We start from the raw sequence: 14,060 nt of genomic DNA on the forward strand, positions 1-14,060 counted from the left end.
TTACGTTATTTTAACCTGATATGGGGATTGTGTCAGAAATCGCAAGGTCTTGGTAGCGCTTGTTCATATCTTACGGAGCTCAGTTCTTTCATAGATTTAAAGTGGGCATGTATCGAAGCGCTGACATGATTTTATGGTTTACGTTAAACTGCCGAAATGATACAAACCATTTATATCGAAGAAGCGATTCGTAAACACCCGCGAGTCGAACAAATATGCGCACGGTTTCCAAAAGCGCAAATAATCGGCTGCGCTCGATTCGGCGAAGTATTCAACCCGAAGGCGCAAAACTTCCGTTTGCAAAAACAGCAACCGGCACTGATTCTAGCTGAAAAGTATCAACGGTTTGTATTGGAAGCTCCTGCCGGCTACGGCATAGGTGTCGGAAAAAATTATTATTTTTCGCACATGCTCAACTGCCTGTACGATTGCCGCTATTGTTTTTTACAGGGCATGTATCAGTCGGCTCACTATATTTTGTTTGTCAATTACGAGGATTTCCAGAGTGAAATTAAGCAAATTTGCGACGAAAATTCGGATGAACCACTCTATTTTTTTTCGGGTTACGATTGCGACAGCCTGGCGTTGGAACCGGTCACCGGTTTTGTCGAAGAGTTTCTACCGGTCTTTGCCGGACTGGACAATGCCTGGTTAGAGTTGAGAACAAAAAGTACACAGGTTAGGAGTCTATTAGACCGAGAACCTTTAGCGCGTTGTATCGTCGCCTTCAGTTTATCGCCGGAAGCGATTGCGGCCAAGGTTGAGGCAGGCGCTCCGTCCGTGGCAAAACGGGTCGATGCGATGGACAAACTACAAGCAAAAGGTTGGCCGTTGGGCTTACGTTTCGATCCGTTGATCTATAACGACGATTTCCGGCGACATTACCGGCAATTGTTCGAACAGGTTTTCAAGCGCATCGATCCGGAGAGCTTGCATTCGGTTAGCTTGGGCGTCTTTCGATTGCCGGAGAGCAATTACAAAAAAATGCATAAACTGTATCCGGAAGAAAAACTTTTTGCGGGACCCTTGGTTAATCAGCAGGGCATGGTGTCTTATCGTCAGGATTTAGAACAGGAAATGATGGACTTTTGTAGCGAGCAGTTATTGAACTACATATCCGAGGATAAATTTTTTCCATGCCGTTTGTAAAAAGAACGGTTCTGGTGACCGGCGCCAGTTCCGGAATCGGACGAGCGGTGGCTAGAAAATTATTGAGCGAAGGTCATCATGTGCTTGGCGTATCGCGCGATGCCGATCGTTTTCAAACGTCGATGCCGAATTTTACGGCGGTGCAAATGGATTTGAGTCACTTGACGGGCTTGGCAGATCAAGCGACCCAGTTGAGCAAGGATTATCCTGAAATCGATGCTGCGGTTTTTTGTGCCGGTGCGGGTCGCTTCGGTTCGTTGGAAGAGTTTTCGTTTGCCGCGATTGAAGCATTGATGACGGTCAATTTTACCGGGCAGGCGTTTTTGACGCGCGCACTGTTGCCGGGATTGAAAAAACAAGCGCGGGGCGATTTGATTTTCATCGGCTCGGAAGCGGCGCTCAAGGGGAGCCGCAAAGGCGCGGTATACTGCGCGAGTAAATTCGCGGTGCGCGGATTTACTCAGGCATTGCGCGAGGAATGTTCGAAAAGCCGTGTTAGGATTGCGCTGATTAATCCAGGCATGGTCAATACGCCGTTTTTCGAGACCTTGTCCTTCGAGCCCGGCGGCGAGGCCGGACAAGTTATCGAGCCTGAAGATGTTGCCGATGCGGTGATTTATATTCTGCATTCGAATGCTAACATCGTCGTCGATGAAATTAACTTAAGCCCGCTGAATAAAGTGGTTAAATTCAAAAAATCGTGAATGATTCGTTATTCTAATAAAAAGCATTTTGACCACGAAGCACACGAAAATTACGAAAATATTTAATTAATTATGCTTCCCAAGCTATTCACACAAAGGGTAGTTCAGCATATTTTAGTAACCATTTGATTTATTTAATAATTTTTGTGGGATAATTGTCGAATGTTTAGGTTTATCCATTCGCCGATCCTCCGACCGTAAAAAACACCGCGCCTCAGTGCGAGATTAAAAATCATTCCGATTCCAAGATCATCGGTTCCATCGGTATAATCCTATATTCGGTAGTTCAACCATGAAGCACATGAAGCTCAGTAAGACTTTCAAGGGCTTGCCTAAATATTTTGAATACCCTTTCAGGTAAGCAAAAATGATTTGCCTAGGCAAAATAAGCTATTGAATTAACTTCATGATCTTCATAGGGAAATGCTTTTTTCTAGGATAATCCATTTTCGTAAATAACGTTCATGAAGGCCTGGCCATCGCTTCGGCAAATGAAAGTGCGGGCGCGTGTGGTTAAGGGTGCGGTCACTCGCCCGACAGGACGCCGTAAATACGACCATGTAGGCTCGACGGCGGCTGTCCCTGCCGCCGACGCCTGCCGGTCGAGCAACCGCACCCTCTTAAGGAATCGGTATTGTTTTGCATATCGAAAAATTAGATAAAGAGTCCAAATCTACGGACTTTCACAGTAATTAATAACAATAAACAAGGCATCAAGACTATGATTCATGACTTATTCTTGCAAGCCGCATCGCGGCCGCGCATTTGGTTTTTTCTCGGCGCCGCCGGCTGTGCGTTTTTATTGGCGATGGGCGCGTATTTTCAGTTCGTCGATGGTCTCGAGCCTTGTCCGCTGTGTATCTCTCAACGAATCGCGATTGCGGCGACCGGCGTTGTGTTCTTGATTGCGGCGATACATAATCCGACTGGAATCGGCAGCAAAGTTTATGCAGTCATCGGTGCTATTGTGGCATTGGCGGGCGCATCGATTTCGATGCGTCATATCTGGATACAAAATTTGCCGCCCGACCAAGTGCCTGAATGCGGGCCTGGCTTGGAGTATGTCTTCGAAAATTTTCCATTGACCGATACGATCAAAATGATGCTTAGCGGAACCGGAGAATGCGCCGAAATCGATTGGAGTCTGTTCGGCATCAGCATGCCGGGCTGGACGTTGGTTGCCTTTTTGATGCTGGCGGCCTGGAGTCTCGTGCAGTTTTGGCAGTGGCGGATAATTTCAGTGAGCAGTGAGCAGTGAGCGGAAAATGGTAAACGAATGGGCTTCGATTATGTGATTTTGCGGGCCGATAAGCCTGAGGCGTTGATTTAGATGGGGATAGTGTAATGAAAAAAATGATTGTATTACTCAGCTTGGTTTTTTGCGTCGCTTCGGCGACCGCCGAAACGTCGGCGATGAGGCAAGCAATCGACGGTGCGCATCGTTCGGCCGAAAACAAAGCCCGTGATGCTTACCGTCATCCCGAACAGACCTTGTCGTTTTTTGATGTCGACGAATCGATGACGGTTGTCGAAATCTGGCCGGGCTCAGGTTGGTATACCGAAATTTTGGCGCCTTATCTAAAAAATAAAGGCAAGCTCTATGCTGCGCATTTTTCAAAAGACGCAAAAGTTCCCTATTTTCAAACGACCTTACAGGCTTTTGTCGAAAAAATGCGGCAACAACCCGAGGTTTACGGCAAGGTTGAATTGACCGTCTTGCAACCGCCCGAAGCTGTCGAGATAGCGCCTGAAGGTTCGGTCGATCGCGTGCTGACCTTCCGGAACGTGCATAACTGGATCAAGGCCGGTCAAGCCGACGCGGTATTCGCTGCGATGTACAAAGCGCTGAAACCGGGGGGTGTTCTCGGTGTCGTGGAACATAGGAGCCTGCCGGGCGCCGCGATCGAAACACAAGTGCAATCGGGCTATGTCGACGAGAGCCATGTTATCGAATTGGCCGAAAAAGCCGGATTCAAACTGCTGGACCGCTCCGAAATCAATGCCAATCCAAAAGACGCTAAGGATCATCCGGCCGGCGTCTGGACTTTGCCGCCTACACTTCGTTTGAACGAGAAGGACAGAGCCAAGTATTTAACAATCGGCGAAAGCGACCGTATGACGTTGAAGTTTGTCAAGCCGTGAAATTAAAGGTTTTCAATGTTTATACACAATCCCGAAAATTAATCAACCGAGCTCTCGGCGGTATTGCGAATGCCATGCTTTATTAGCAAGCCATTGATATTTTAAGAATTAACAAGCCGATTAATGATTGGTCAAATCTAAAAAATCGAATAAAAACCGTTATTCAGGACAATTATTAACGGGATATGCACAGAGATATCCACTGATTATGTGGATATCTTTAATAAATTCTTAAATCATATTTGTTCTCATCCCCCTATCATTCCCAGGCTCTGCGTGGGAACGATAATTGCCGAAAGACTGAATAGTTACCTTAAATCACATGGCAATAACAAACGAAATGGTTCGGTGAGTGCGAAACCATTTGTACATCCTCAAAGTTGCGATTCCGGTACCGGTTTATCGTTTGTTCGATTATTTGCCGCCGCTGGATCTCGATCCGAAAACCCTAAAACCGGGTATTAGACTAACAGTACCGTTCGGCAGAGGCCAAAAAACCGCTTTCTTGATTGGACTCGATTCAAACAGCGAAGTCCTTAGCGCTAAGCTCAAGCGGATTGAGGCCGTCTTAGATGAGCGGCCTTTGTTGTCGGATCGTGACTTGAGTCTGTTGCATTGGGCCGCGCGTTATTATCATCATCCGTTGGGCGAGGTATTTAGTGCCGCTTTTCCCGTTGCTCTCAGGCAAGGTAAGCCGGCTACGATTAAAGCAGAAAAATTTTATGTATTGACCGAAAAAGGCCGCTTATTAAATCCTGAGCAACTCAGGCGCGCACCGAAACAAAAACAGTTGTTATACCAATTGCAAACGGAGCGAGACGCGGTACCGGCATCGCGCTTGAATGCGATTCTCGAAAATTGGCGACCGGCAGCCAAAGCGCTGCAAGACAAGCAGTTACTCAGGTTAGAAGGGTCCGCCGCCAACGCCAAGACTCATTTGACATTAAATTCGCAGCTGCACCCGAATCCATTGCAGCAGGAAGCCATCGAACAAGTCGTTTGTGCTTTGAGCCGCTTCGAAGTCTTTTTATTGGAAGGCGTGACCGGCAGCGGCAAGACCGAAGTCTATATGCAGGTGATCCGCTCGGTACTCGAACTTGGGCTGCAAGTGTTGGTTTTGTTGCCCGAAATTACGCTGACTCCGCAGTTAGAGCAGCGCTTCCGGCAGCGTTTTTCCGTGCCGATTACGATTTCGCACTCCAAGTTGACCGATACACAGCGTCAACAAGCCTGGCTCGGTATGCAGCGCGGCGATTATGCGATCATGCTCGGTACGCGCTCGGCATTATTCACGCCTCTGGCAAGACCGGGGTTGATCATTCTCGATGAGGAACATGATGCGTCATTCAAACAACAGGAGGGATTCCGGTTTTCGGCGCGCGATGTCGCCGTAGTGCGCGGCAAACTGCTTAATGTTCCTGTATTGTTAGGTACGGCGACGCCGTCGTTGGAAAGCGTTTATAATGTCGAGCAAGGCCGCTATCGTTTATTACATTTGACCGAAAGGGCAGGGAATGCCGCTCCGCCTAAAATGTTGCTTTTGGATATTCGCAATAAACGCATGCAGGAAGGTTTGTCCGAGCCGTTGATCGCCGAAATGCACAAGACGCTGGCTAAAAATGAGCAGGTATTATTGTTCCTTAATCGGCGAGGGTTTGCCCCAACTTTGATCTGTCACGGTTGCGGTTGGGTGGCGCGTTGCCGGCGCTGCGAAGCGAATATGGTCGTGCATTACGACGAAGCTCTGTTGCGCTGCCACCATTGCGGTAGCGAACAGCGCTTGTTGCCGCAATGTCCCGAGTGTAAAACCGGTCAATTGACACCGCTTGGCCTCGGTACCGAGCGGGTCGAAAAAGCCCTAGCGCAGCTTTTTCCGGGACGAAGCGTCATTCGCCTGGATCGTGATACCACTCAACGTAAAGGAGTGTTGGAAGACGCTCTCGATCGTATTAACCGGGGAGAGGTCGATATCGTTCTCGGTACACAGATGCTGGCGAAAGGTCATCATTTTCCGAATGTAACTCTGGTCGTGATGCTCGATGTCGACAGCGGTCTGTTCAGTATCGATTTTCATGCCTCGGAAAAACTGGCGCAAATGATTGTCCAGGTATCGGGTCGCGCTGGACGCGCGGAAAAACCCGGGCGGGTGATATTGCAGACCCGAAAACCCGACCATCCGTTGTTGACCACATTGATCAAGGAAGGTTATGGCTGCTTCGCCCGTTCCGCACTAGCCGAGCGCCAATTAGCCGAGTTGCCGCCCTACAGCTTTCAAGCGTTGTTGCGTGTCGAAGCCACAGATTCCGCTGTGCCGCTGCAATTTTTTGAGCAACTGATGCAAGCCGTCGAACCGAATCGAACGGTACGGATGTTGGGGCCGGTGCCGGCGCCAATGTCCCGACGCGCCGGCCGGTATCGCTATCAGTTGCTTCTACAAAGCCCGACTAGGCCCGAATTGCATCGATTCCTGGATAAACTGATGCCGCTTATAGCGGGACTTAAATTAACCCGAAAAGTGCGTTGGTCGCTCGATGTCGATCCGGTGGATTTGTATTAACATCGTGGGCATGTCCAAATACGGTGAAAACGACCAAACCGGGAATTGCTGCAACATAAATCTGCATTGTATAAGCGGTTAACTTTCATGGATAATATACTTCGCGCGGTCACATTTGCGGTTTTTTAACGCGCTCTTTTATCCGATAGCGGCGTTACCTACATGGATGTAGGTAAGGGGCGTTAGCAGGAGCGGAAGCTTTGCGAAAACAGTTACATAGCTTGCTATGCGCCTGTTTTCGCGCCTTGCTCTCGAATAAAATAGCATTGTCATAAAAGCCGCAAACATAACCCCGCGAAGTATATCCAGTTGTTTTTCACCTAAATTCGCGGAAGTCATGAAACAAAAATTAGAGGCCCTAATCCTGCAAGCCATTGATGTCTTGAAAAAAGACGGAATCCTGGATGGGGGCGTAAGCCCTAAATTTACGATAGAACATGCCCGTGATGCACAGCATGGCGATTTTGCGACCAACATTGCAATGATGCTGGCAAAGCCCGCCAAGTCTAACCCCAGAGCGTTGGCCGAAAAAATCGTTGCGGCATTACCGGTCGATAGCGCCGTCGCTCGGGTTGAAATCGCTGGCCCCGGTTTCATTAATTTTTTCATTGACCCGAATGCGCAATATCAAATCATCCAAAAAATTCATGACGATGGCTCGCAATTCGGCTTAAGCCGCGCCGGTGCCGGACAAAGGGTTCAAGTCGAATTCGTTTCGGCCAATCCGACCGGGCCCTTGCATGTCGGTCACGGACGCGGGGCGGCCTATGGTTCGGTGGTTGCCGATCTATTGGAAGCGGCCGGTTTTGAAGTACACCGCGAATATTATGTCAACGATGCCGGCCGTCAGATGGATATTTTAGCGACCAGTATCTGGTTGCGTTATCTCGAAGAATGCGGCGAAATTATACCGTTTCCGGTCAATGGTTACCGCGGCGAATATATTCGCGAAATCGCGGCCGAGATTCATAAAGCCTCAGGCAACGAATATAGAAGACCGGCCGAATTGCTGATCGAGAATATTCCGGTCGACGAACCGCAAGGCGGAGACAAGGAAACGCATATCGATGCGTTGATCGAAAGAGCCAAGACCCTGTTGGGTTCAGGACTTTATCAGGACATCTTTCAAGTCGGCCTGAAAACGATCTTGCAGGATATTAAGGACGACCTCTCCGAGTTCGGCGTGAGTTATCAAGAATGGTTTTCCGAGCGCATGCTGATGGAAAGCGGTGCGGTCGACGAAGCGTTAAACCGTTTACAACAAGCCGGTTACCTTTACGAAAAAGACGGGGCAACCTGGTTTGCATCAAGCCGCTTAGGCGATGAAAAAGACCGCGTCGTCGTGCGTGAAAACGGTCAAGGCACCTATTTTGCCTCCGATATCGCCTATCATATGAACAAATTGCACCGGGGTTACGACCGCATTATCAACATTTGGGGGGCCGATCATCACGGTTACATCCCGCGGGTCAAGGCCGCGATGCAGGCGCTTGGCGCCGACGAATCGAAATTGACGGTATTGTTGGTGCAATTCGCGGTGCTGTATCGTGGTGAAGAAAAAGTGCAAATGTCGACTCGTTCCGGCGAATTTGTGACCTTACGACAGTTGCGTAACGAAGTCGGTAAGGATGCCGCGCGTTTTTTCTATGTCATGCGCCGTTCGGAGCAACACATGGATTTCGACTTGAAGCTTGCGACATCGCGAACCAACGAAAACCCGGTCTATTATGTGCAATACGCCTATGCTCGGATATGCAGTGTGTTTCGCCAGCTTGACGAAAAAAACTGGGCGCGCGACTTGCTAGACGGCATGAAGCATTTGGCGCTGCTGAAAGAGGAGCACGAGCTAAATTTAATCGGCACCTTGGCGCGTTATCCCGAAGTACTTGAGCGCTCTGCCTTAAACTACGAGCCGCACCAGTTGATTCATTATCTGCGCGACTTGGCGACCGATTTTCATACTTATTACAATGCCCATCAGTTTCTGGTCGAGGACTCGGCATTGAGGAATGCGCGGCTAAACTTGATCTCCGCCGCAAAACAAGTCATGGCCAATGGCTTGGAGTTGTTGAAGATCAATGCGCCTGAAGTGATGTAATATGGCAAGAGACTATAAACACAGGGGACAACACCGAACCCAGCCGAAACCGAAAGCCAGTGTCCCCGCAACCTGGTGGAATTGGCTGGTGCTTGTTCTCGTGATCGTGGTATTTCCGGTGTTATTACTAAAATGGTGCGGGCCTACGCCGGAAAATAAGATCCCGACTAAGCAAACGCTTCCTAAACAAGTCGCCGATCAAGTCAAAACACCAACAAAGACGAAATCGCCAAAGCCGGAAGCGATCGACGAGCCTCGCTTCGATTTTTATACGATATTACCGGAAAAAGAAGTCGTCGTGCCCGATTACGAGATCAAAACCCGGGTGCGCGAAGAGCGCGTCGGCAAGGCTAAGGCGACTCAATATCTGCTGCAGGCAGGCTCGTTCAGAGAGTTCGTCGATGCCGACCGCCTACGAGCTAAGTTGGCGCTAATGGGTATCGAATCCCGCGTCGAGAAAGCCCAAGTCGGCGATGTGATTTGGAACCGCGTAAAAATGGGGCCGTACGAACAGATGTCGAGCGTCACGACCATTAAGAACCGGCTTAAGGAAAACGGCATCGATGTGATGGTGACCGAAATCAGTCATTGATTTGTGTGGAAGTAAATCGTGGATGGGCGACAGGATTTCGCTTCCTAGCGATTGCCAAGGATGGCGTGTATTAGGGCACCAACAGTAGGCGCTTTAGGCGATGCAGGGCAGAAAAATGCTCCTGCATTTTCTGCATTCATTACATCCATGTAAATCAGCAATTGCCGAGTAGCAAAAATCTTCCCTGCCGCCGACGCCTGCCGGGCGAGCAACCGCACCCTCTCCGGAACCGGCATTGTGTTGAATATCAAAAAATTAGATAATGAGTCTAAATCTACGAACTTTCACAGTAAAAAGGGAGATAAAACAGCAAATCTACGGCAATTCAAACAATTCGCGCATTTTCTGTCCCGGGCTTGGCGCGCGCATGAAGGCTTCGCCGACTAGGAAGGCATAGATGCCGTGGTCGGTCATCAGCTTGACGTCTTTCGTTGTATGAATGCCGCTTTCGGTGATGATGATGCGGTCTTGCGGTATTTGTTCTTTCAGGTCCAGCGTCGTTTGCAGCGAGGTTTCGAAGGTCCTCAAGTTACGGTTGTTGATGCCGATCAGCGGCGTGTCGAGCGTTAGCGCGCGTTGCAGTTCGTCCGCATCGTGGACCTCGACTAGAACATCCATGCCTAGTTTTTTCGCGGTGTTAGCGAGTTCATGCATTTGCTCGTCTTCGAGCGCGGCGACGATCAGCAAAATGCAATCGGCGCCTAAGGCACGCGCTTCGAAGACCTGGTAAGGGTCGATCATGAAATCCTTGCGCAAGACCGGCAGCGGACAGCGTTCCCTAACCATTTGCAGATAGACTTCGCTGCCTTGGAAATATTCCTTATCGGTCAGGACCGACAGGCAGGCGGCTCCGTTCATCGCATAATCCTGGCCGATCGCGACCGGATCGAAGTTTTCGCGAATCACGCCCTTGCTCGGCGAGGCTTTTTTGACTTCAGCGATGATCGCGGGTTTCTTTGCAGCAACCTTGCTTTGTAGCGCGGCGGCGAATCCGCGCGGGCTTTCGACGCCGCCTGCGATTTCACTCAGCATATCGACCGTCGTGTTCAGCTTGCGGCGTGCGATTTCGTCGGCTTTGGTTTCTAGGATTTTTTTTAGAATATCGGGAGTATCAGTCATGATGATTCGCTTGAAGTGAGCGCGTTGGAAAATTCGATGAATGTATTCAATTTCGCTTTTGCCATGCCGCTTTCAATGGCTATTTGAGCTTTATGCACACCGGAATGTAAGTTGTCGGTCAGGCCGGCCGCATAAATTGCCGCACCGGCATTGAGCGCGACGATGTCTCGGGCAGGTCCCGGTTGATTGTCGAGTGCCGAGTAAATCATTGCTAGACTGTCTGCGGCACTATCGACCGCGAGTTCTTCCAGATTGCCTCGTTTGAGACCGAATTGAACCGGCGTGATTGTGTAGCAATTGATGTTGCCGTTTTTCAGTTCCGCCACCGAGGTCGATGAGGCAATGCTGATTTCATCGAGTCCGTCTTCTGCACTGACCACGATGACATGGTGGCTGCCGAGTTTTTTCAGCACTTCGGTCATCGGCCGAACCCATTCTTTTGCATAGACGCCGATCAATTGATTCGGTGTCTTAGCCGGATTGGATAATGGACCCAATAAGTTGAATAGTGTCCGAACGCCCATTTCTTGGCGAGGACCGACCGAATATTTCATCGCGCCGTGATGTTTCGGTGCGAACAAAAAACCGACGCCGACTTCATTGACGCAGCGGATGACTTGTTCGTGGCTTAAGTCCAGGTTGACACCGGCCGCTTCCAGCACGTCAGCACTGCCGGTGCGGCTGGAAACCGAACGATTGCCGTGTTTGGCGACTTTGCCTCCGGCTGCCGCAACGACGAAAGCGCTGGCCGTCGAAATATTGAATGTGTTTGCACCGTCGCCCCCCGTTCCGCAGGTGTCCACGACATTCTCGCCGCTGATTTCAATGGTGTCGGCTAATTCGCGCATCACTTCGACAGCAGCGACGATTTCCTCGATGGTTTCTCCTTTGCAGCGTAACGCAATCAAGAATGCGGCGATTTGTGCATCGGTCGCACCGCCGGTCATGATAATGCGCATCACATCGCGCATTTGCTCGTGATTGAGATTATGCTTGGTTAGGAGAGCTTGTAGAGCTTGTTTGAGATCCATAGTGTTTGGCTAATATTCTCGTCGGTAGTTGGAAATCGGATCAATGAATCGCGTATTTTACGAATTTTATACCCATCGGAGATCAAAATTCGGCACCGGGGTGCCCGTCAAAGGACCCAGCCCCTAAATTAGTAAGACTATTAACCATGACCGATGGGCTATGGAATTTAGGGGCTGGGTGAATACATCCATGTAGGCTCTATGCCAGCTCCATGCTGGCAAAGCCTTTGCCGAACACCCCGGTGCCTCCTAAGGCACTGCCGAAATTTGAAGTGCGAAAGGTATACCGTAGGATGGGCTTCGTTCATCTTGCCAAAAAGTTTCGCAGCAGATCGTGGCCGTGTTCAGTCAAGATCGATTCCGGATGAAACTGTACGCCTTCAATATCAAATATTTTATGGCGGACGCCCATGATTTCTTCGATATTGCCGGTTTCGTCCTGAGTCCAGGCCGTAATTTCAAGGCACTCCGGAAGCGTGGCTTGATCGATGACCAATGAATGATAACGTGTTGCGGTAAACGGATTGTTCAGTCCTTTGAATACTCCAATATCGTTGTGATAAACCGGTGATGTTTTACCATGCATAATGCTTTTGGCATGGATGATGTTGCCTCCGAAAGCATGTCCAATACTTTGATGGCCGAGACACACGCCTAGAATCGGAAAACGGCCCGCGAATTTCAATATCGCTTCGACCGAAATTCCGGCCTCGTTAGGTGTGCAAGGCCCCGGAGAAATGACGACTTTATCGGGCGCCAGGCGTTCGATGTCTGTCACGGTGACTTCGTCGTTGCGTACGACCGTTACATCGGCGCCGAGTTCGCCGAAATATTGCACCAGGTTATAAGTGAACGAATCGTAATTATCGATCATAACCAGTTTGACGGCGCTCATGATTGTTCTCCTTCCAAGCCTGCCTCGGCCATGCTGACGGCTCGGAATACGGCTCGGCCTTTGTTCATCGTCTCTTCCCATTCGTTAATCGGCACCGAATCGTAAACGATGCCGGCGCCTGCTTGAATGTGCAGGGTTTTATCCTTGATCACAGCGGTGCGGATCGCGATCGCGGTATCGAGATTGCCCGACCACGCGATATAACCGACCGCGCCCGAATAGACGCCGCGCTTGACTGGTTCCAGTTCATCGATGATTTCCATCGCGCGGATTTTCGGCGCGCCGCTAACCGTGCCGGCCGGAAATGTCGCAGCCAAGACATCGAATGCGTTTTTGCCTTCTTGCAACTCTCCGGTGACGTTAGAGACGATATGCATGACATGCGAATAACGTTCGACGATCATTTTGTCGGTAAGTTGCACGGTGCCGGTACGCGAGACGCGGCCAGCGTCGTTGCGGCCGAGATCGATCAACATCAAATGTTCGGCTAGTTCTTTCGGGTCGGCAAGCAGCTCCTGTTCCAGGTCAAGATCTTGCTCGTGCGTCGCGCCGCGCGGGCGGGTTCCGGCGATCGGACGAACAGTGACCGTGCCGTCTTCGAGGCGTACCAGGATCTCGGGCGACGAACCGACGATATGAAAATTCTCGAGATTTAGAAAATACATATACGGCGAAGGATTCAGACAACGTAACGCGCGGTATAAATTAAGCGGCGAGGCACTATACGGGATCGACAAGCGTTGCGACAGTACAACTTGCATGATATCGCCGTCGACGATGTATTCTTTCGCTTTCAACACGGCTTGTTCGAAACCTTGTTGCGTGAAGCCGGAAACGAAATGCGATTCCTCGACTTGTTTCGGCGTTTTGTGAGTTTCGGAACGCGCTTTTTGTTCTCGTAGCCGGACTGCCAAATCCTCCAGGCGATTTACGGCGTCTTGGTAAGCATTGTCTTGCTCGGGGTCGGCATGAGTCAAGAGCAGCAGTTTTCCGGATAAGTTATCGAAGACCAGTATTTCTTCGGAAACCATCAGCAATATGTCGGGCGTGCCAAGCGGGTCCGGTTTGTTCGTCGATTTGAGTCGAGGTTCGATATAGCCAATGGTTTCATAGCCGAAATAACCGACTAGTCCGCCGTTGAAGCGTGGCGATCCTTCGATATCGGGGACTTTGTAACGATCTTTGAATGCTTCGATCCAGACCAGTGGGTTTTCATGAATCAATATTTCAATGGCTTCGCCGTCTCGTTCAACCCGGATTTCATTGCCGATAACTTTAACGACAGTTCGACAAGGCAAGCCGATAATCGAATAGCGGCCCCACTGCTCGCCGCCGTGTACGGATTCGAATAAATACGAATAGGGACCGTCGGCCAGTTTTAGATAAGCGCTGAGCGGCGTGTCCAAATCTGCGAGAATTTCCCGGCTGATCGGGATTCGGTTGTAGCCTTGCCGGGCATGCTGTTTAAATTGTTCGGGTGTCATTGTGGTTGTCAGCAAAAGTTGATGACGCACGGACGGGTCTTAAAACGAAACCGTCCTTTCGCCGGTCGGCACATTATATATAAGAATAGGCGGCGCTTCTAAGGTAAAAGTAACGGTTTAGAAAATGCCGGGTTGAATAATGGCGTCAGGCTCATTCGTGGATCTTTGAACCTAGAAGCCGACATCCTTGCTAGCCACACCCATACCTTCATAAAGTTAGCCATTTTTTGAGTATACCTATCGGAGATCAAAATTCGGCACCGGGGTGCCCGTCAAAGGACGCCGTGAA

The 14,060-nt window shown here is 50.0% G+C and carries 11 protein-coding genes; 7 read left to right on the top strand and 4 right to left on the bottom strand.

The genetic code is table 11. From position 1 onward, the window contains the following. Nucleotides 1-156: 156 nt before the first annotated feature. From ACINK7_RS00865 to ACINK7_RS00895, 7 genes are all read left to right on the top strand, one after another. Complete coding sequence (locus tag ACINK7_RS00865; protein WP_404359178.1) at nt 157-1,149, top strand: spore photoproduct lyase family protein; 993 nt, start codon at nt 157-159, stop codon at nt 1,147-1,149. Beyond that, the gene (locus ACINK7_RS00870) at nt 1,137-1,853 is read left to right on the top strand and encodes an SDR family oxidoreductase (RefSeq protein WP_404359180.1); all 717 of its coding nucleotides are present in this window, start codon (nt 1,137-1,139) and stop codon (nt 1,851-1,853) included. The genes ACINK7_RS00865 and ACINK7_RS00870 overlap by 13 nt, the downstream gene beginning before the upstream one ends. 721 nt (nt 1,854-2,574) lie before the next feature. Beyond that, nucleotides 2,575-3,111 carry a disulfide bond formation protein B gene (locus tag ACINK7_RS00875; protein ID WP_404359182.1) on the top strand — a complete coding sequence of 179 codons (537 nt, stop codon included), beginning with the start codon at nt 2,575-2,577 and terminating at the stop codon, nt 3,109-3,111. An 86-nt stretch (nt 3,112-3,197) separates the two neighbouring features. Further along, complete coding sequence (locus tag ACINK7_RS00880; RefSeq protein ID WP_404359184.1) at nt 3,198-3,995, top strand: class I SAM-dependent methyltransferase; 798 nt, start codon at nt 3,198-3,200, stop codon at nt 3,993-3,995. 352 nt (nt 3,996-4,347) lie between these two features. Next, nucleotides 4,348-6,552 (top strand): primosomal protein N', encoded by a 2,205-nt coding sequence (locus tag ACINK7_RS00885; protein ID WP_404359186.1) that lies wholly within the window; start codon nt 4,348-4,350, stop codon nt 6,550-6,552. Nucleotides 6,553-6,889: 337 nt separating this feature from the next. Continuing rightward, complete coding sequence (gene argS, locus ACINK7_RS00890) at nt 6,890-8,650, top strand: arginine--tRNA ligase (RefSeq protein WP_404359187.1); 1,761 nt, start codon at nt 6,890-6,892, stop codon at nt 8,648-8,650. A 1-nt stretch (nt 8,651) separates the two neighbouring features. Further along, complete coding sequence (locus ACINK7_RS00895) at nt 8,652-9,242, top strand: SPOR domain-containing protein (RefSeq protein ID WP_404359189.1); 591 nt, start codon at nt 8,652-8,654, stop codon at nt 9,240-9,242. A gap of 315 nt (nt 9,243-9,557) precedes the next feature. Here the strand turns inward: ACINK7_RS00895 and trpC are convergent, their stop codons facing one another. The 4 genes from trpC to trpE form a co-directional block, all read right to left on the bottom strand. Beyond that, on the bottom strand, nt 9,558-10,361 hold the full coding sequence (gene trpC, locus ACINK7_RS00900) for an indole-3-glycerol phosphate synthase TrpC (protein WP_404359191.1): 804 nt from the start codon (nt 10,359-10,361) through the stop codon (nt 9,558-9,560). Continuing rightward, nucleotides 10,358-11,392 carry an anthranilate phosphoribosyltransferase gene (gene trpD / locus ACINK7_RS00905; RefSeq protein ID WP_404359193.1) on the bottom strand — a complete coding sequence of 345 codons (1,035 nt, stop codon included), beginning with the start codon at nt 11,390-11,392 and terminating at the stop codon, nt 10,358-10,360. The genes trpC and trpD overlap by 4 nt, the downstream gene beginning before the upstream one ends. Nucleotides 11,393-11,696: 304 nt before the next feature. After that, entirely contained in the window at nt 11,697-12,287 is a 591-nt protein-coding gene (locus tag ACINK7_RS00910) for an anthranilate synthase component II (RefSeq protein WP_404359195.1), read from the bottom strand. Beyond that, nucleotides 12,284-13,771 (bottom strand): anthranilate synthase component I, encoded by a 1,488-nt coding sequence (gene trpE / locus ACINK7_RS00915; RefSeq protein WP_404359197.1) that lies wholly within the window; start codon nt 13,769-13,771, stop codon nt 12,284-12,286. The genes ACINK7_RS00910 and trpE overlap by 4 nt, the downstream gene beginning before the upstream one ends. Nucleotides 13,772-14,060: the final 289 nt, after the last annotated feature.

This window comes from Methylotuvimicrobium sp. KM1 (genome assembly GCF_044788715.1).
Classification (GTDB): domain Bacteria; phylum Pseudomonadota; class Gammaproteobacteria; order Methylococcales; family Methylomonadaceae; genus Methylotuvimicrobium.

Coding starts and splice junctions, on each gene's coding strand:
- argS (WP_404359187.1), top strand. CDS start 6,890: ATGAAACAAAAATTAGAGGCCCTAATCCTGCAAGCCATTGATGTCTTG.
- ACINK7_RS00875 (WP_404359182.1), top strand. CDS start 2,575: ATGATTCATGACTTATTCTTGCAAGCCGCATCGCGGCCGCGCATTTGG.
- trpC (WP_404359191.1), bottom strand. CDS start 10,361: ATGACTGATACTCCCGATATTCTAAAAAAAATCCTAGAAACCAAAGCC.
- trpE (WP_404359197.1), bottom strand. CDS start 13,771: ATGACACCCGAACAATTTAAACAGCATGCCCGGCAAGGCTACAACCGA.
- ACINK7_RS00910 (WP_404359195.1), bottom strand. CDS start 12,287: ATGAGCGCCGTCAAACTGGTTATGATCGATAATTACGATTCGTTCACT.
- ACINK7_RS00895 (WP_404359189.1), top strand. CDS start 8,652: ATGGCAAGAGACTATAAACACAGGGGACAACACCGAACCCAGCCGAAA.
- ACINK7_RS00880 (WP_404359184.1), top strand. CDS start 3,198: ATGAAAAAAATGATTGTATTACTCAGCTTGGTTTTTTGCGTCGCTTCG.
- ACINK7_RS00865 (WP_404359178.1), top strand. CDS start 157: ATGATACAAACCATTTATATCGAAGAAGCGATTCGTAAACACCCGCGA.
- ACINK7_RS00870 (WP_404359180.1), top strand. CDS start 1,137: ATGCCGTTTGTAAAAAGAACGGTTCTGGTGACCGGCGCCAGTTCCGGA.
- trpD (WP_404359193.1), bottom strand. CDS start 11,392: ATGGATCTCAAACAAGCTCTACAAGCTCTCCTAACCAAGCATAATCTC.